This is a genomic window from Aquitalea sp. ASV11 (assembly GCF_016429185.1).
GTDB classification, from domain to species: domain Bacteria; phylum Pseudomonadota; class Gammaproteobacteria; order Burkholderiales; family Chromobacteriaceae; genus Aquitalea; species Aquitalea pelogenes.
The window spans coordinates 1-17,424 of record NZ_JAELUD010000021.1 but is presented as its reverse complement, the minus strand read 5'-3'; the positions used below and the strand labels follow the sequence as shown (position 1 = coordinate 17,424).

Genomic DNA, 17,424 nt, shown 5'->3' with positions numbered 1-17,424 from the left:
GTCAGACCTCGCGGGAACGCAGGAAAGTGGAGGCAGCAACAATGGCCAGAATCAATGCGCCCTGCACCCCATTCACCCAGAAATTGGAAATGTTCAATAACTGGAATCCGTTGATCAATGAACCGATAAACAGACCCGACAACAGCGTGCCACCGATTGTTGGTACAAAGCGTCTTGAAAACACTACGCCAAGCAAGGCAATGGCAATCACTGGCAGCAAAAATTCCTGCGAGCCGGTACTGCTGCCACTGAAAAAGACCGATGCACAAATTCCGGACAGCCCACCGCACACACCACTGATGACATAACTCAGAAACACATAGCGGCTGCTGGGCAGGCCGATGGCCCGGGCAGCTTCCCGGTGCTCGCCGATGGCATAGAGTCGCAAGCCGAACGGGGTGTACTGGATCAGCAGCAGCAATACCGCGGCGCTCAGCAGCAACAGGTAGCCCAGCAGCGGAATGCCAAAGCGGTCACTGCCGGAGAGCAGGTCGATCAGCGGGCTGCTGGCAGGCAGGACGGTATTCTGGGTTAATACCAATTCCAGCCCGGCCAGCAGATTCATGACCGCCAGCGTCGCCAGCAAGGGCGGCAGGCGAAACAGCACAATGGTCAGACCGTTCAGGCTGCCGGCCAGCGCTCCTGCGCCAACCGCACTCACAACAGCAATCGCATCACCGCTGCCGTGATTGATCAGGGTGGAATAAATTGCGGAAGTAAAGCCCAGGGTGGCAGCTACCGACAAATCTATGCCGCCGTGAATGACATTCCCGCCACCGGCGATAACAACCACCGTCAAACCAAAAGCGAGAATACCCAAAATCGATGTCTGGGCAAAAATATTGGCAATATTGGTAAGGCTGAGAAAATGAGGGGCAAAGACGGAGAAACCAAACAAAACCAGGGTAAAGACGATATACGCGCCGCCCTGAACCAGATGCAGGGCAAGCGGTTTGCTAATTGAGCTGGACACTGACATTCTCCAGAGCAGGTTGTTGTGCAGTTTGGGCAATGGATTCCGACGCAGTAGCCAGCACCGCACCGGTTGCAACAGCCAGTATTTCGTCCACATTGGTGTGGGCGGCGGGTACATTGCGTATGATTTCACCGCGATAAAATACCCCGATGGAATCGCTCAGCCTGGTCAGTTCAAGCAAATCCGAACTCAACAGTATGACTGCGGCGCCCTTGCTGACCAGTTCGCCAATCAGGCGGTAGATTTCCACCTTGGCCCCCACATCCACACCCACTGCCGGTTCATCAAAGATATAAACGCGGGCATCGCGCTGTAGCCACTTGGCAATGGCAACCTTCTGCTGATTACCACCGCTAAGCTGGGACAGATAAGCATCCTTGCTGCTGGTTTTGATTTGCAGTGCCGCTATCAACTGCTCTGCCGCCGCAGCTTCTTTTTTTCCGGACAGGAAACCCAGGCGAGAAAACTGCTGCAGGCTGGCCAGGGCAATGTTTTCCGACACGGTCAGACTGGTGGCTATGCCATGTCTGCGCCGGTCTTCCGGAACCAGACCGATGCCCGCCTTGACCGCATCTGACGGAGAGCTGATCCGTAATGGCTGGCCAGCAAGCCGTATCGTACCGGTGTCCGGTTTTTTCAAACCGAACAGGCTTTCTACCAATGCTTTCACGCCAGACCCAACCAGCCCGGTCAGTCCCAGGATTTCGCCTTGCCTTACCGTAAAGGAAATATTCTGGTACTGCCCGCGCAAGCCAAGCTGCTCCACCGACAACAGGACATCTCCCGTTTGCACCAGGGCCTTCGGATACATTTCCGTAACATCACGGTTAATCATCAAACGCGCTATCTCGGCACTGGACACATCAACCGGCTTGACGGTGGCAACGTTTTTACCATTACGTAAAATGGTGACTTCATCGCAAAGGGTTTCTATTTCCTGCAGGTAATGGGAAATATAAATAACGGCAATCCCCTGCTGTTTCAAGCGCAGGATGATTTTTTGCAACTGGTCCACTTCACGTTTTATCAGTGCCGCAGTCGGCTCATCAAATACAATCAGCCGCGGACTGGATAACAATGCCCGGGTGATTTGTACAATCTGTTGTTCCGCCGTAGTTAATTCACCAATCAATGCCTGGCCGGACAAGGTAATATCAAAGTACTCCGCCAGGTAACGCTCGGCCTCTCTTGCCATTTTTCGGCGATTCAACAAGCCGAACCAGGTTTTTTCCTTACCCAGAAACAATGCCTCGCCCACAGTGAGCGTGGCAGGCAGCAGCCTGTCCTGATGAATGAAATGAATACCCAGCGCTTCAACGGTGGCAGGTTCCAGGCGTGACACTGGCTGGCCATTCAACAGGATTGACCCGCCATCCGCATGGTATAGACCAGCCAGAATCTTGATCAGTGTTGATTTGCCTGCTCCATTCTCGCCAACCAGGCCATGCACTGTTGCCGGCTTTACCTTTAGTGTTGCGCCGTCCAGTGCTTTGGTGACGCCAAAGTGCTTGCTGATATCCCTTAGTTCCAGCACTGTATTTTCCGTCTGGCTCATGTGCTTTCTCTTTCTGCCAAGGGTGAGTAAACACGGTAAGGATCAGGCGGCTGCATCAGTCGCCACGCAAGCGGTTTACCTCAGCCACGTTGCCATGGTTTGCCAGCAAGGTGGGTACATAGCTTTCCTTGGGTAATTTCTGGCCTGCCAGATATCTGGCGACATTGCGGATGGCTGTCCTGCCTATTTCGGCAGGTTGCTGTGCCACATCACCGCCTACCGGCGCTTTGGGGTCGTTCAGCAAGGCCAGCACTTCCGGCGAGCCATCCACGCCATAGGTTTTTATTTCGCTACGTCCCGCCGCAATCAATGCTTTTGTTGCACCCAATTGAGGAACATCCCATGCCGACCAGATGGCAGCAATACTGCCCTTCGGGTATTTGTTCAACAGCGCGGTAACTTGCGTATAAGCATCCTGAACGGTATTGGGAATCACATCACGCAGCTCTGGCTGGATAATTTTCAATTCGGGATGGTTTTTTAGCGCGGCTTTCAGCTCGTCATAGCGGATGGCGCATACAGGAACACCATAAAAACCGTTGAATACCAGGATATTGCCCTTCCCGCCGGTATCCTTGATCAGTTGCTCTGCCAGGTTTTTACCGATTTCATGATTGTCCGAGGTGGTATTGTTGATGCTGTGCGCAGAAGGAACATCAATGGTAAATAGTGGAATGCCCGCCTGTTTTATTTTTTTCAGGTAAGGATCGATCACACTGAGAGTGCCTAAGGTTTGCACCACCGCATCAGGCTTTTGTGCAATCACGGTCTGTAACTGGGAAACCAGATTCTTGTCATTGCGCCCGGCATCCAGGGTAATGGGCGTGCCACCCAGGCGTTTGACTTCTGCCACCTGGGCCTGGAAGGCCTTCAAATCAAAATAATGGTCGGTTCCGGTCACGCTGATGGCAATACGCTTGCCCTTCAGCGACGGAACCACGGCATCGTCGGCATGTGCAGTCCAGGCAACGGCCATTGTCAGTGCGGCAGCAATCAGCTTGCCAAACGGTTTCTTCAGCATGTTGTTCTCATTTCAAATGATTGGCAGGACAACCGGACACCCGCGGTGGCAAGCAGATGAACGGCATCATGCGGCAGCCTGCAACCACCAGACTGGTGCGGGCTGCCAACGGGATGGTGGAATCAGGCCGGCTGCAAATCCGCCGCTGCAGCCTGCGCGTGCTGTTGCTTCCAGGCTTCGATGTCGCGGTATTGCGCGGCCGGGTGGTTGGCGGGCAATAGCGGGCCGGCGCCAAACAGCTTTTCGCGCAGGGTGCCAGGGCGGTATTCCGTCTGGTACACGCCACGGCACTGCAATTCCGGCACCAGATACTCCACCACGTCCTCGAAGGTTTCATGGGCGACGGCATAGGCCAGATTGAATCCATCGGTGTCGGTGGCTTCCACCCAGTCCTGCAGGATGTCAGCCACGGTGGCGGCCGAGCCGACAAACACCGGCCCCAGCCCGCCAATGCCGCCAAAGCGCGCCAGCTCGTCGATGGTCCAGGCCTTGCTGCCATTGGACAGATGCTCCACCTCCGAGATGATGGCGTTGGTGTCGACATGGCGCACCAGCTCGGTGGGGGCGTACTGGCCGAAGTCGATGCCGGTCCAGCCGGACATGAACACCAGCGAGCCATCGTAGGAGGCATAGCGCTGGTATTCGGCAAACTTGGCCTGGGCCTTGGCGTCGGTTTCGTCCACGATCACCGTTACCAGGTTGAATATCTTGATCTGCTGCGGGTCGCGCCCGGCAGCGGCAGCCTGGCTGCGTACATCGTCCACATAGCGGCGCAGGATGTCCTTGGTGGGCGCGGCCACGAACACGCACTCGGCATGCTGGGCGGCAAAGGCCTTGCCACGGCCGGATGCGCCAGCCTGGAACAGCACCGGTGTGCGTTGCGGCGAGGGTTCGCTCAGGTGATAACCCGGCACCTCGAAGTATTTGCCCTTGTGACCGATTTCATGCACTTTTTCCGGGTGGGCGAAAATGCCGCGTTCGCGGTCGCGCACTACCGCCCCCTCTTCCCAGCTGCCTTCCAGCAGCTTGTAGATGACTTCGATATATTCGTCCGCCACGTCGTAACGGTTGTCGTGCTGGCGCAAGCCGCCCTGGCTGATGTTCTTGGCACCGCTTTCCAGATAGGAAGTGACAATATTCCAGCCCACCCGGCCCTTGGTGTGGTGGTCCAGCGTGCTAAGACGCCGGGCAAAGGGGTATGGGTGTTCGAAAGAGGTGGATGCGGTGACGCCAATGCCCAGATGCTTGGTGGCCAGCGCAATGGGCGCGGCCAGTTGCAGCGGGTCGTTGACCGGCAACTGGGCCCCTTCGCGGATGGCGTGGTAGTTGCTGCCCTGATACACGTCGTAGTAGCCAATCACATCGGCGATGAACACGGCATCAAAAAAACCGCGCTCCAGAATGCGCCCCAGGTCGGTCCAGTATTCCAGGTCCTTGTATTGCCAGGAACGGTCACGCGGATGGGTCCACAGGCCGGGCGACTGGTGGGCCACGCAGTTCATTTCAAAAGCGTTGAAGCGGATGGTCTTGCTCATTGCAGTTCCTGTCGGGGTTGAATGATTACCCGAAGGACAGTGCAATTTTCATACCGGCAAACGGAAATATTCATCATCATTTCCGCTAAGCTATCCACTTTTTATCATGATTTTATTTTTATAATTATCTGTTTATTTTCAATTGCTTAACAAACAATATCAAAGTAACTTGCCGATGCTTGTTGATGATTTACTTTAACTGACCCAGCCACGGAAACAAGCAGCTGCTGCCCTGCCAGCACGTTGGCAGCAGCGCATGCGGCATTGGCAGCAGACATAAGAAAACGGCCCGCAAGCGAGCCGTTTTATCAATTTTGAAAAAGCACACCCCCAGCACACATCACTCCTGCTGCAGCTCCTCCTCGATGCCACGCAGGCGTGCCGGAGCCAGCAGCTTGAGCGCCACAAACCACGCCAGGCCAAGGCCGACCAGTACCAGGAACACATAAGGCAGCCAGGCATACACGCCGGTCGGCAGCGGATAGACACTGCCCACCAGCGGAATGGCCAGCAACAGCACCGACACCAGGCTGATCAGCACATGCTGCGGCTTGAGCTTGCCCTGACGGCGCAGATACAAGGGCGCGCCCACCGCCACCAGCACGTAGGCCAGCAGATAGCCATAAGTGGCCACCGAGCTGAGATAGCCGTAGGAATCCAGCAAGGCCGTGCCATTGGCGGTAAAGATCAGCCCCACGATCAGCGCCAGCACCACCAGCAAGGTCACGGCGATATGCGGCGTGGCATTGCTGGCATGCGCCTTGCCGGTGGCCTCGTGCAGCAGGCCCTGCCGGGCAAAGGTGTAGACAATGCGGGCGGCAGCATTGATGGAGGAGAAAAACGCGGCGAAGAAGCTGAGCGCTACCCCGGCATCAATGATCAGACCAAAGCCACCCAGACCCAGGCGATGCGCCAGGATGGACAGCGGGCCGTCAGCCTGATCCAGTCCCGGATGCTGGCCATGGAAAGCCGCCACCAGCGCATAGGACGCCAGAATGAACAGCAAGGCCGGGCCAACAATGCTGATGATGACTGCACGCGGAATGGCCTTCAGCGGCGATTGCGCCTCGGCACCCAGCACGGTGGCGCTTTCAAAACCGGTAAAGCTGAAGAAGGCCAGTACCATGCCCAGGCGCAATTGCTCGGGTTTTACCCCTTCCAGCGCGATCTGGGACTGGTCGACATGGCTGCTGCCATTGAGCAGATAGGCAATCAGCACCACGGCAATCAGCAGGATGGTGAGCAGCTCCACCAGCAGGGTAAAGCGGGTGGACAGCCGGATGTCACGGTAGGCAATCGCCCAGGCTGCCAGCGCCACCACCACGGTCAGCAACAGGCTGACGGCCAGTGGCGGATGGGCGGCAACCAGGCCCAGCTCGCGCGCCAGCACCAGGAAGGTATTCACCGTACCTTGCAGGATGCCGGCGGCCCCGACCGCATAGGCAATCAGCAAGGACCAGCCGCAGATTACCCCCCAGATGGGGCCAATGCCCTGCGAGGCATAGGCATACAGCGCACCGGGCGATGCCGCGCTGCGGGCAAACAGGGTAATGCTCCAGGCGGAGAACAGCAGCGCCACGGTGGCAAAGGCATAGGCCAGCCAGGTGCCGTTACCGGCGGTGGCAAATACGGCCGGCACCAGAATGCCTACCCCGCCGGACACGCCGACCAGTCCGATGGACTGCGCCACCAGCTCGGGCAGGCGCAGGTAATTGCGCCGCAGCGTGCCGGTCTGGCTTTCTGTCTGGGCGGCCGGGCTGTCCAGCACCGCCTCGCCTTGGGTGGAGTGAATCATGAAACACCTCTTGATGGTTGTTGTAGGCTGACAAGTCACCGGCACCGTCACCCTGCCCCGGCGCAAAAGCGCCATGCGGCAAGGGGGCGGTACGGTCAACAGCCGGTATGTCGGATGGGCATGGCAGCTCCGGCGGCCCGCAGCAGGCGGGCCGCATGCGCGGTGATCAGTTCCAGGAATGCCGCGCCGGCTTGATGCCGTTCAGCGTGTAATTGCCGATGGCGTGGTACTTCCAGCGCACCGGGTCGTGCAGGGTGTGCACGCGGGCATTGCGCCAGTGGCGGTCATAATTGAAGCGGCCCTGCGTGGCCTTGCTGCCGCCCAGCTCGAACAGCTTGCTGGCTGCCAGCAGCGAAATTTCCGTGGTGGCAATCTTGGCCAGCCCCACCGCAATGGCTGCCTCGGCCACCGTGTCTTCGGTCGGCTCGGCCTTGGCAATGTCGATAAAGCGGCCCGCCCGCTCCAGCAGCGCCTCTGCTGCCACCAGCCGGTATTGCAGATCACCAATGGTGACAATGGTCAGCGGGTCGTCCGCCGCCCGCTCTACCCCGCTATCTATCCACGGGCGCGCCTGCTGGCGGACAAAATCCACGGTATCGGCCAGCGCGGCGCGGGCAATGCCCAGGTCGATGGCGGCGGTGGTGATCTGGGCGAATGGCCCGGCAAAGGTGGGCCGGTCGTAGGAACGGTGGGTGTAGAAAATCTGGAAAGGCTTCAGGCGCACCTGCTCGGCAATCACCGTGCCACTGGCCGTGGTGCGCTGGCCAAAACCGCTCCAGTCATCCACCACGGTCAGGCCCGGCGTGCCTTGCTCGACAAAGGCCAGCAAGGCCTTGCCTTCTTCATCCACCGCCAGTACCGGCACCCAGTGCGCGTACAGTGCGCCGGTGGCGTAGAACTTGCGGCCATTTAGCACATACTCGTCGCCATCGCGGCGGATGGTGGTCTGGATGTCCAGCACCGTCTTGCCACCGGCTTCGGAAAAGGCATTGCCATAGCGCTGGCCACGCAGCACCAGGTCAAAGAAGTAACGCTGCTGCTCCGGGCTGCCTTCCAGCCGGATGTCCTCCACCAGGCAATAATGATTTTGCGGAATCTGTCCCAGTGACGGGTCTGCCGCCGAAATGATGGCAATCACCTCGGCCAGCGTGACGGCAGACACCTCGGCACCGCCAAAGGCGCGCGGCACGGTAATGCCCCACAGGCCGCTGCGCGAGAACAATTCCACCTCGTCAAACGGCAGCTTGCGTTGCTGGTCGCGCAGCGCGGCCTGCTCGGCCAGTTGCGGAGCCAGTGCGCGTGCCACTTGCAGGGCTTCGGCATCGTTACGGATCACCGGTACGACATCCGGTGTGGTAACAGGAGTGGGGATATCCAGTACGGCGCTGCTCATGGTGCTTTCCTTGTGGGCCGCCAGTCAGTGACCGGCAGCAAGATGGCGAAGTGATCCACCATCTCATTGCAAACAGCATGCCAGCCATTTATCTGTTTAATTTCAACAGCTTGAAAAAATTACACCCACAAGAATGATGAGCCGGCAGCAGCAATCTTGCTGCACGACTGCTGCCATTCCAGCAGGCACAAACCCCCGGCACAAACAAACACACCCGCCATGGCGGGTGTGGATAGCAGAACGGCAAGGCTGGATCAGGCCGGCTCTCCGACTGGTGCAGCGCTTGTCAGCGCTGCCATTTCGGTTCGTTCGCGATAGGCAATCAGGTCGGCAATGGTGATGATGGGCAGGCCATGCTGGCGGGCAAAGCGCAGTAGCTCGGGGCGGCGCGCCATGCTGCCATCGTCATTGACGATTTCACACAGCACTCCGGCCGGGGCCAGCCCGGCCAGCCGCGACAGATCCAGCGCTGCCTCGGTGTGCCCGGGGCGCGCCAGCACCCCGCCCGGCGCATAGCGCAGCGGGAAGATATGCCCGGGCCGGGCAAAGTCGCCAGCCGGAATACGGCTGTCCGCCAATGCCCGCAGCGTGGCGGCGCGGTCGGCTGCGCTGATGCCGGTACTGGTGCCGTGCAGGTAGTCCACGGTCACGGTGAATGCGGTGCGCTGCGATTCATTATTGCTGCTTACCATCAGCGGCAGTTGCAGCTGGTCCAGCCGCTCGCCGGTCAGTGCCACGCACACCACGCCGCTACTGTAGCGCACCAGGAAGGCCATCTGCGCGGCGGTGATTTTCTCGGCTGCGATGATCAGGTCGCCTTCGTTTTCACGGTCGGTATCGTCCACCACCACGGCAAAACCACCGGCAGCAATGGCGGCAATGGCTTGTTCCACACTGTCAAAATCGTCTTCAACTGCTTGCAGGTTCTGGGTCATCTTGGTTCTCATGAATAAAACGAGGGGGTCGGGTACTGGCCATTCAGTGCCCAGTCACCCAGCTCTTGCAGCTTGTAATCCAGCGGGTCGTGCAGGCTGTGCACGCGCAAATTGCGCCAGAAGCGGTCCAGCCGCAGGGCGGCGCTGGTGGCGCGTGCGCCGGTCACGTCGAAAATGCGGCTGGTCAGGTCCAGTCCGCTGCGGCTGGCATGCACCTTGGCGGCGGCAATCTGCAGGGCCAGCTGGCCGCGGCCTGCCTCATCCAGCGCATCGCCCTGCTGCCAGGCCTCATCCAGCTGGTGGCTCGCGTGGTTGGCCAGCACACGCGCACCTTCCAGTGCAGCCTGGAATTCACCGTAATGCAGCAGGGTGTAAGGGTCCTTGCTGGCCGTAGTCGCCAGCGAGGCGGGCCACAGGCGGCGTTGCTCCAGCGTGTAGCGCCGGGCTTCGGCCACCGCCCCTTCGGCAATGCCCAGATAGATATTGGTGAGAATCAGCTGCGCAATCAGCGGGCGTAGGCAGGCGCGTGGTGTGGATAGCGGGCCGGGTTGCAGCAGCAATTCATCCGCCCTCACCCGCACCTGCTCGAAACGGGCAGAGCCGCTATCGGTCTGGCGCTGGCCGATATTGTCCCAGTCCTGATGAATGTGCACGCCTTCCCGAGCGGTGGGGATGACGGCAATCAGCAAACCACCCTGCCCGGCGCGCAAGGCCGAAGCCAGCAGCATGTCCGAATCGGTGGCGCCGGAGCAGAAGCTCTTGTCACCATGAAAGCGATAACCGTCGCCATCCGGCGTGGCCAGCGTGCGGGTATCCAGCGGATTGAGCGCATTGCCCCAGAACCAGCGTTCACGCACGGTCTGCTCGAACCAGGGCTGCCATTGGTCGGGCCGCCCGAACAGCTGGGCAGTGGCCAACAGCAAGTGCTGGAAGGCAAACACATGGGCAACCGAGCTATCCACCCGTGCCAGTTCACGCACAATCTGCAAGGTAGTGCTCCAGCTTTCGCCCAGGCCGCCAAATTCGCGCGGAATGATCAGGCCAAGCAGGCCGCTGTCGCGCAATGCATCGCGTTCGGTCTTTGGGGTGCCACCTTGCTGGTCACGCGCAATGGCTGTGCGGGCAAAACGGCTGGCCAGTTCGCGGGCAATGGCCAGCGGGCTGTCGGGCGCAATGGATGAATCAGCCATGCTGCCTCCCGCTCTGACGATACGGCTGGTGGCCAAATGAAACATTTTTGCTGCTGAATAAATGAATAAGCATGAAATTACCTGCGGCGGAAATTAAACCGGGTGCGGTTTTGCCAGATAAGCATTAGCAGATTGCATGCCAGGCAATTCAGCCTCATTCATGCTGAATCCGGCCAGTTATTGCTGCTACAGCAGCAATTCATTCATCAGCGCTGCTGCGTGCACAGCAGCCAATAAACACGGTGCTGCACCAGCAGCAATATTCAAAAAACGGATATTGCTTGCCATCTACAGCTAATTCAAATTCTGCATATATTCCTGATAAATCCTTGGTTTACAGCAGCTGATTGGCACGGTTAAAACTGTCGCCAATGTGCCAGACAGCACACAGTTTAAAAGGATGAACGCTTGAACCTGCCCCACCACCTGCTGGCACCCTCGCCCACTGCCAGCACTCCAGCCTCGGCCCTGCTGCTGGCGCAGCAGCTGGCTGGCCAGTTTGCGGCTACTGCAGCAGAGCGCGACCACGCCGGCGGCACGCCCAAGGCGGAGCGCGACGCCATTCGCGCCAGCGGGCTGCTGGGCCTGTCCATTGCCAGCGAGCTGGGTGGCCTGGGTGCCAACTGGCAGCAAACCCTGCTGGTGGTGCGCGAATTTGCCAAGGCCGACAGTTCGGTAGCCCATGTGTTTGCCTTTCATCACCTGATGCTGGCCACGGTGGAGCTGTTCGGCCAGCCGGAACAATGGCAACCCTGGCATGAAATCACCACCCGGCAAAACTGGTTCTGGGGCAATGCGCTCAACCCGCTGGATGAGCGCACCATCAGCCGCCGCTTTGACGGCTGGTACGAGTTTTCCGGGCAGAAAAGCTTTTGCTCCGGCGCGCTGGATTCGCAAATGCTGGTCGTTTCCGCCCGTCAGCAGCACAGCGGGCAATTGGTGGTGGCCGCCATTCCCACCGGTCGCAGCGGCATCAGCGTGCAGCAGGACTGGAACAATATCGGCCAGCGCCAGACCGACAGCGGCAGCGTGAATTTCGAGAAAGTACGCATTGAAAACAATGAAGTGCTGGACAATCCCGGCCCGCTCACCACGCCACGCTCCTGCCTGCGGCCACTGCTGGCGCAGCTGATCCTCACCAATATCTATCTGGGCATTGCCGAAGGCGCATTCGAGGAAGCCCGGCACTACACCTTGCACGAGGCGCGCCCCTGGCGGGCGGCACAGGTGGACCACACCCACGAAGACCCCTACATCCTTGGCCATTACGGCGAGTTCTGGGTGGGGCTGGAGAGCGTGCGCGCCCTCACCGACCGTGCCGGCAACAGCATGGTGGCCGCACTGGCACGGGGTGAGGCACTGACACAGGACGAGCGTGGCGAAGTGGCCATGCACATTGCCGCGGCCAAGGTGGCCGCCACCCGGATGGGCCTGAACCTGGCCTGTCAAATGTTCGAGGTCACCGGCGCGCGCGCCACCCATGCCGGACTGCGTCTGGACCGGCACTGGCGTAACTTGCGCACCCACACCTTGCACGATCCGGTTGATTACAAATTAAAGGAGTTAGGGGAATGGGCTTTGATTCGCAACTATCCGACACCGACGTTTTATTCCTGAAACCCGCATCGGCCCGCAGGGCCGAGCCAGCACAAGGCCCGGCCATGCCCCTGATCACCCTGCCTAATCGGCAAAGCCTTACCACCTCCATCCGCGCCACGGCACAGGTATTCGAGGACCCGCAATCCACCGCCCTGCTTTCCCGGATACAGCTGATTGCCCCCAGCGACGCCAATGTGCTGATCATCGGCGAAACCGGCACCGGCAAGGAGCTGATTGCCCGTCATGTGCACGCGCTGAGCCAACGGGCCGACCAACCCTTTGTGGCCGTCAATTGCGGCGCGTTTTCCGAATCACTGGTGGAAAGCGAACTGTTCGGACATGAAAAAGGCGCATTTACCGGTGCCTTTGCCGCCAAACCGGGATGGTTCGAAGCGGCCAATGGCGGCACGGTGTTTCTGGATGAAATCGGTGACTTGCCGCTGAACATACAGGTGAAGCTGCTGCGCATCCTGCAGGAGCGCGAGGTGGTGCGGCTGGGTTCGCGCAAGCCCATTCCCATCAATGTCCGGGTGATTGCCGCCACCAATGTGCGGCTGGAAGAAGCGGTGGCTGCCGGCCACTTCCGCGAGGACCTGTTCTACCGCCTGCGGGTGGCCCATCTGGCCCTGCCCGCCCTGCGCGACCGCCCCGGCGACATCCTGCCGCTGGCCCGGCATTTTGTGGATGAATACCGCCAGCGCCTGGGCTATGGCGATGTCGCCCTGCATGCCGATGCCGAGCGCAAGCTGCTGCAACACCCGTGGCCGGGCAATATCCGCGAACTGGAAAACGTCATCCACCATGCCTTGCTGATCTGCAAACAGAATGTAGTGCGCGGCGAAGACTTGCAGCTGTCCTCGCTCCAGCTAAATCGCCGCAACGAACGCCACAGCACACCGTCAAACCCGGCCCTCAGCAGCCATGACGCGGATGAAGGACACCAGCAGTTGCAGCAGGCCTTGCAGGCCCTGTTTGAAACCAATGGCAGCCATCTGTACGAAGACATCGAAAGCACCATCATCCGCGCGGCGTATAACTATTGCCACCGCAACCAGGTGCAGGCCGCCCGTTTGCTGGGCATCAGCCGCAACATCATCCGTGCGCGGCTGATCCGCCTGGGGGAAATCAGCGCGTTGCGCTAGAAACAATCGGTCCGGGCAAAACTCAAGCCCAGGCCGCGCCGCCATGCAGGTGCAGCACTTCGCCGTTCATGCTGCGGTTGTGCATCAGGAACAGCGCCGCTTCGGCAAATTCGGCTGCCTGCCCCAGCCGCCCCAGCGGCAAGCCGGCCGCCAGTGCCTGCAGCCGTGCTGCATCATCACCCAGCGCGGCGGCAAGCAAGGGGGTTTCCATGGGGCCGGGGCTGATGACATTGATGCGGCGCGGCGCCAGCTCGCGCACCAGACTGTGTGCCAGGGTTTCCACCGCCGCAGCCGCCACCGCCGCCATGGACTTGCCCGGCTGCGGACGCTGTACCACCATGCCGGAAGTCAGGGTGATGGACCCCAGCTCTGCCATGCGCGGCAAGGCAGCACGCAGACAATGCACACTGCCCCAGAAACGGCTGTCCAGATTGCGCTGCAAATCTGCAAGATCCGACTCCACCAGCCGCCCCGGGCTCAGTACGGCGGCAGTCACCAACAGGTGGTCCAGCTGCGGTATGCGGGCAAAGAATGCCTGGATGGATGTTGCATCCAGCATATCCACCGGCCAGCCGGTGGCTGACTGTCCCAGCAGGGCCAGCGCCTGCTGCAGGCGCTCAGGCTGACGCCCGCCAATCACCACCTGCGCTCCGGCTTGCACGGCAGACTGTGCGGCCGCCAGTCCCAGCCCGGAACTGCCGCCCACCACCACCACGGTTTGTCCCTGCAATGTTTGGTCTTGCATCGCCTTGCTCCTGCTTTCAGTGAAAAAACTGATGCTAAAGCTGTGCAGACAGCGTTAATGCAAGCTATTTCCTGTTTAAAAAACGACTAAATCTGTAAATATCGTAAGAAATTTCTTGGAAAGACCAGGGCTAGCGACGCAAAAAAGGCATTGCCGCAGCAATGCCTTGTCATGGATGAATCAACTGCAGGCTATTTTTGCCAGGCCAGGCTGTAGAGCTTGTCGTTGTTGGCGTAAGACTTGCGAATCTGCGCCTTCACTGCCGGGGAGCTCTGGTAGATCTGCACAAACTTCAACAGCCGCGGGTCACGGGCATTGTCCTCGCGAGCGACAAAGCGCAGTGCATATTGCTCGTCGTCCTTGCCGGAAAAAATCAGCGCGCTGCCGGGGTCAAACGCATGCGCCGCCACGATGAAATGCGGATAGCCCTGCGCCAGATCGACATCATTCACCACCCGCACCAGCTGCGGGCCTTCCACTTCCACAAACTCCAGCTTGCGCGGATTGCTGACAATATCGCTCAGCTTGCCGCGTGCACCCACGCCGTCGCGCAGCTTCACCAGCCCGGCTTTTTGCAGCAACAGCAAGCCACGGCCCTGATTGATGGGGTCGCTGGCAATGGCCACCTTGGCACCGGTTTTCAGTTCGGAAAACTGTTTGATGCGGCTGGAGTACAGGCCGATATTGGCCAGAATGCCCAAGCCTACCGGCTTGAAATGATAGCCCTGGGTCTTGATGACATTGTCGAGAAACGCCTGATGCTGGAAGTAATTGGCGTCCAGGTCCTTGCTGGCCAGCGCGACATTGGGTGTGGTCCAGTCGGAAAACTCCACTACCTCCACCTCCAGCCCCTGTTTTTTTGCTTCTTGTGCCGCCACTTGCACCGAGTCGGCATAGGCACCCGGTGTAACGCCAATCTTCAATGCCGCCGCCAGCGCGCCTTGCGCCAGCAGCAGGCCGACCAGCGCCAGCGCGCCCAGTTTCTTCTGGTGAAGTTTCATGATTTTCCCTTGAGTGTGTGATGTTGTTTTGGTTTCTTGTCGCGTCAGCGTGGCCGGTAGCCCGCTGCGGCATGGCGCGCCGGTAGCCGGTCGCCCTCGGCAAACAGCTTGTGGCGCAGGCTGCCTTCGGCGTATGCCGTCTTGTAACTGCCGCGGTTTTGCAGCTCCGGAATCACCAGGTCGATAAAGTCTTCGTAGCTTTCCGGCGTCACGGTGCGGGACAGGTTGAAGCCATCCACGCCCACCTCGTTGACCCAGCTTTCCAGCTCGTCCGCTACACTGGCTGCATCCCCCACCAGCGTCGGATAACGACTGCCCAGGCGGAAACGCTCCAGCAGCTTGCGCCGGGTCAGCTGGTTGGCGGCGGCGGTTTTGGCGGCCGACTGGATGGCATTGCTGCCACCGTATTCAATCGGGTCATCCAGGCCGTAACGGCTGAAGTCCACTCCGATGCTGCTGGCAAAGTGGGCAAGGCCCGCTTCCGCGCTGGCGTACTGCCAGTAGTCGTCAAACTTCTCCTGCGCCTCGGCCTGGGTGTGTCCCACCACGGCGGCGATGCCGATGAAGATTTTCACATCCTCGGCACGGCGACCGGCGGCCACCGCCTGACGGCGGATGTCCTGCACCAGTTGGCGGGTCTTGTCCTTGTCCTGGGCGGCAATGAAGATGCCCTCGGCGTGACGGGCGGCAAACTGCTGGCCACGGTCCGAGCTGCCGGCCTGAAACAGCACCGGCGTGCGCTGGCGCGAGGGTTCGCACAGGTGGTAGCCATCCAGCTGATAGAACGGCCCCTGATGGCTGATGCGGTGGATGCGGCTGGCATCGGCAAACACCCGCGCCGCCTTGTCGCGCTGCACTGCGCCGTCTTCCCAGCTGCCTTCCCACAGCTTGTACAGCAGCTCCAGATAATCATCGGCGCGGTCGTAGCGCTGGTCGTGTTCGTCCTGGGTGAGCAGGCCCATGGCGCGCGCACCGCTGTCCAGATAGCCAGTGACAATATTCCAGCCCGCGCGGCCACCGGTGAGGTGGTCCAGCGTGGACATGCGCCGGGCAAACAGATACGGCGGCTCGTAGCTGAGGTTGGAAGTAACACCAAAACCCAGATGCTGGGTCACTGCCGCCATGGCGGGCACCAGCAATAGCGGGTCGTTGACCGGGAGCTGGATGGCTTCGCGCGCGGTCAGGTCTATCGACTGCTGGTACACATCGTAGACACCGATGATGTCGGCGATGAACAGGCCGTCGAACAGGCCCCGCTCCAGCGTTTTGGCCAGCTCGGTCCAGTAAGACAGCGTGTTGTAGTCCACCGAGTTGTCACGCGAGTGGGTCCACAGGCCGTGGTTGATGTGGCCGACGCAGTTCATGTTGAAGGCGTTGAGCAGAATCTGTTTTTTCGCCATGTCACAGCGCTCCGTGCCGCGGCGGCAGCACATCGTTCAGCACGTAATTGCCGATGGCGTGGAATTTCCAGCGCACCGGGTCGTGCAGGGTGTGCACGCGGGCATTGCGCCAGTAGCGGTCCAGATTGCGCGCTTCCAGCGTGGCGCTGGTGCCGGCCAGTTCGAACAGCTGGCTGCCGGCCTGCAAGGACACTTCGGTGGTCAGCACCTTGGCTTCCGCCACCGCCACCGAAGCCTCGGCCACACTGCGGGCATCGGGGAAAGCCTGTGCCTGCAAGGCATCCAGCACCCGTCCGGCGCGGCGCAGCAAGGCATCGGCGGCCCGCAAGCGCACCCGCAGATTGCCCACCCGCTCCAGCAAGAGCGGGTCGCGGCTGGCCTTGTCCACGCCGGAATCTATCCAGGGACGGGCGTACTCGCGCACATAGTGCAGGGCTTCCTGGTAGGCACCACGCGCCTGGCCCAGGTCGATGGCGCAATGCAGGATCTGGGCAAACGGGCCGATGGGAGTGGGCCGGTCAAACGAGGCCTTGAACGGCACAATCCACTCCGGCTCCACCCATACCTCGCTGAAGCCGACCGAGCCACTGCCGGTGACGCGCTGGCCGAAACCGTCCCAGTCGTCGGTAATCTCCACCCCGGCACTGTCACGCGGGATGAAAGCCAGATAGCTGTCCTGGTTGTCATCCACCACCAGCGTGGGAATCCACTGCGCGTACAGCGCGCCGGTGCAATAAAATTTCTGACCGCTGACGCGATAGCCCTTGCCGTCAGGCGTCAGGCGGGTGCGGCGCTGGTAGTCCTTGTGGCCGATTTCGGCCAGCGCATTGCCAAAGCGCACACCATCCAGCGCCAGGCCGTAGAAAAAGCGCTTCTGTTCTGCGCTGCCCCCCACGCGTAGCACTTCCAGCGCGTAGAAATGGTTTTGCGGAATCTGCGCCAGCGAGCCGTCCGCCGCGCTGATGGTGGCAATCACCTCCGCCAGCGTGACGGCGGACACGCCGGCACCACCATATTTGCGCGGCACGGTAATGCCCCACAGCCCGCTCTGGCTGTAGCCTTCCAGCTCGGCCCAGGGCAGGATGCGCTCGCTGTCGCGCCGGGCGGCGTCGCGGGCAAATTCGCTAGCCCAGTGGC

The 17,424-nt window shown here is 60.3% G+C and carries 14 protein-coding genes; 2 read left to right on the top strand and 12 right to left on the bottom strand.

The annotated features are described in order from the left end of the window. Position 1: 1 nt before the first annotated feature. From JHD62_RS09045 to JHD62_RS09010, 8 genes are all read right to left on the bottom strand, one after another. Complete coding sequence (locus JHD62_RS09045) at positions 2-973, bottom strand: ABC transporter permease (RefSeq protein WP_199102614.1); 972 nt, start codon at positions 971-973, stop codon at positions 2-4. After that, entirely contained in the window at positions 957-2,531 is a 1,575-nt protein-coding gene (locus JHD62_RS09040; RefSeq protein ID WP_199102613.1) for a sugar ABC transporter ATP-binding protein, read from the bottom strand. The genes JHD62_RS09045 and JHD62_RS09040 overlap by 17 nt, the downstream gene beginning before the upstream one ends. A 55-nt stretch (positions 2,532-2,586) precedes the next feature. After that, entirely contained in the window at positions 2,587-3,552 is a 966-nt protein-coding gene (locus JHD62_RS09035; RefSeq protein ID WP_199102612.1) for a sugar ABC transporter substrate-binding protein, read from the bottom strand. A gap of 122 nt (positions 3,553-3,674) precedes the next feature. After that, positions 3,675-5,087, bottom strand: coding sequence for an LLM class flavin-dependent oxidoreductase (locus JHD62_RS09030; RefSeq protein WP_199102611.1), 1,413 nt, complete (start codon positions 5,085-5,087; stop codon positions 3,675-3,677). A gap of 340 nt (positions 5,088-5,427) precedes the next feature. After that, complete coding sequence (locus JHD62_RS09025; protein ID WP_199102610.1) at positions 5,428-6,882, bottom strand: APC family permease; 1,455 nt, start codon at positions 6,880-6,882, stop codon at positions 5,428-5,430. Positions 6,883-7,048: 166 nt separating this feature from the next. Next, positions 7,049-8,275, bottom strand: a complete 1,227-nt coding sequence (locus tag JHD62_RS09020; RefSeq protein ID WP_199102609.1) for an SfnB family sulfur acquisition oxidoreductase — start codon at positions 8,273-8,275, stop codon at positions 7,049-7,051. A 254-nt stretch (positions 8,276-8,529) separates the two neighbouring features. Beyond that, positions 8,530-9,210, bottom strand: coding sequence for a 3,4-dihydroxy-2-butanone-4-phosphate synthase (ribB, locus tag JHD62_RS09015; protein ID WP_199102608.1), 681 nt, complete (start codon positions 9,208-9,210; stop codon positions 8,530-8,532). Positions 9,211-9,218: 8 nt separating this feature from the next. Beyond that, the gene (locus tag JHD62_RS09010; protein WP_199102607.1) at positions 9,219-10,400 is read right to left on the bottom strand and encodes an acyl-CoA dehydrogenase family protein; all 1,182 of its coding nucleotides are present in this window, start codon (positions 10,398-10,400) and stop codon (positions 9,219-9,221) included. A gap of 408 nt (positions 10,401-10,808) precedes the next feature. On the opposite strand from JHD62_RS09010, the gene JHD62_RS09005 reads away from it, so the two are divergent. Both JHD62_RS09005 and JHD62_RS09000 read left to right on the top strand, forming a co-directional pair. After that, complete coding sequence (locus tag JHD62_RS09005) at positions 10,809-12,017, top strand: acyl-CoA dehydrogenase family protein (protein WP_233160780.1); 1,209 nt, start codon at positions 10,809-10,811, stop codon at positions 12,015-12,017. Continuing rightward, positions 11,972-13,141, top strand: a complete 1,170-nt coding sequence (locus tag JHD62_RS09000) for a sigma-54-dependent Fis family transcriptional regulator (protein ID WP_304506243.1) — start codon at positions 11,972-11,974, stop codon at positions 13,139-13,141. Before JHD62_RS09005 ends, JHD62_RS09000 begins: the two co-directional genes overlap by 46 nt. 22 nt (positions 13,142-13,163) lie before the next feature. Here the strand turns inward: JHD62_RS09000 and JHD62_RS08995 are convergent, their stop codons facing one another. The 4 genes from JHD62_RS08995 to JHD62_RS08980 all read right to left on the bottom strand — a co-directional run. After that, complete coding sequence (locus tag JHD62_RS08995) at positions 13,164-13,886, bottom strand: SDR family oxidoreductase (RefSeq protein WP_199102605.1); 723 nt, start codon at positions 13,884-13,886, stop codon at positions 13,164-13,166. A gap of 191 nt (positions 13,887-14,077) precedes the next feature. Next, positions 14,078-14,887 carry a MetQ/NlpA family ABC transporter substrate-binding protein gene (locus JHD62_RS08990; RefSeq protein WP_199102604.1) on the bottom strand — a complete coding sequence of 270 codons (810 nt, stop codon included), beginning with the start codon at positions 14,885-14,887 and terminating at the stop codon, positions 14,078-14,080. Between the two features lie 44 nt (positions 14,888-14,931). Further along, positions 14,932-16,287 carry an LLM class flavin-dependent oxidoreductase gene (locus JHD62_RS08985; RefSeq protein WP_199102603.1) on the bottom strand — a complete coding sequence of 452 codons (1,356 nt, stop codon included), beginning with the start codon at positions 16,285-16,287 and terminating at the stop codon, positions 14,932-14,934. Position 16,288: 1 nt separating this feature from the next. Next, positions 16,289-17,424: SfnB family sulfur acquisition oxidoreductase (locus JHD62_RS08980; protein ID WP_199102602.1), on the bottom strand; the 1,136-nt coding region annotated here is incomplete at its 5' end.

Bases quoted from the DNA above. Each gene is read 5' to 3' on its own strand.
- JHD62_RS09040 (WP_199102613.1), bottom strand. From the start codon at position 2,531: ATGAGCCAGACGGAAAATACAGTGCTGGAACTAAGGGATATCAGCAAG.
- JHD62_RS09035 (WP_199102612.1), bottom strand. From the start codon at position 3,552: ATGCTGAAGAAACCGTTTGGCAAGCTGATTGCTGCCGCACTGACAATG.
- JHD62_RS09030 (WP_199102611.1), bottom strand. From the start codon at position 5,087: ATGAGCAAGACCATCCGCTTCAACGCTTTTGAAATGAACTGCGTGGCC.
- JHD62_RS09025 (WP_199102610.1), bottom strand. From the start codon at position 6,882: ATGATTCACTCCACCCAAGGCGAGGCGGTGCTGGACAGCCCGGCCGCC.
- JHD62_RS09020 (WP_199102609.1), bottom strand. From the start codon at position 8,275: ATGAGCAGCGCCGTACTGGATATCCCCACTCCTGTTACCACACCGGAT.
- ribB (WP_199102608.1), bottom strand. From the start codon at position 9,210: ATGACCCAGAACCTGCAAGCAGTTGAAGACGATTTTGACAGTGTGGAA.
- JHD62_RS09010 (WP_199102607.1), bottom strand. From the start codon at position 10,400: ATGGCTGATTCATCCATTGCGCCCGACAGCCCGCTGGCCATTGCCCGC.
- JHD62_RS09000 (WP_304506243.1), top strand. From the start codon at position 11,972: ATGGGCTTTGATTCGCAACTATCCGACACCGACGTTTTATTCCTGAAA.
- JHD62_RS08995 (WP_199102605.1), bottom strand. From the start codon at position 13,886: ATGCAAGACCAAACATTGCAGGGACAAACCGTGGTGGTGGTGGGCGGC.
- JHD62_RS08990 (WP_199102604.1), bottom strand. From the start codon at position 14,887: ATGAAACTTCACCAGAAGAAACTGGGCGCGCTGGCGCTGGTCGGCCTG.
- JHD62_RS08985 (WP_199102603.1), bottom strand. From the start codon at position 16,287: ATGGCGAAAAAACAGATTCTGCTCAACGCCTTCAACATGAACTGCGTC.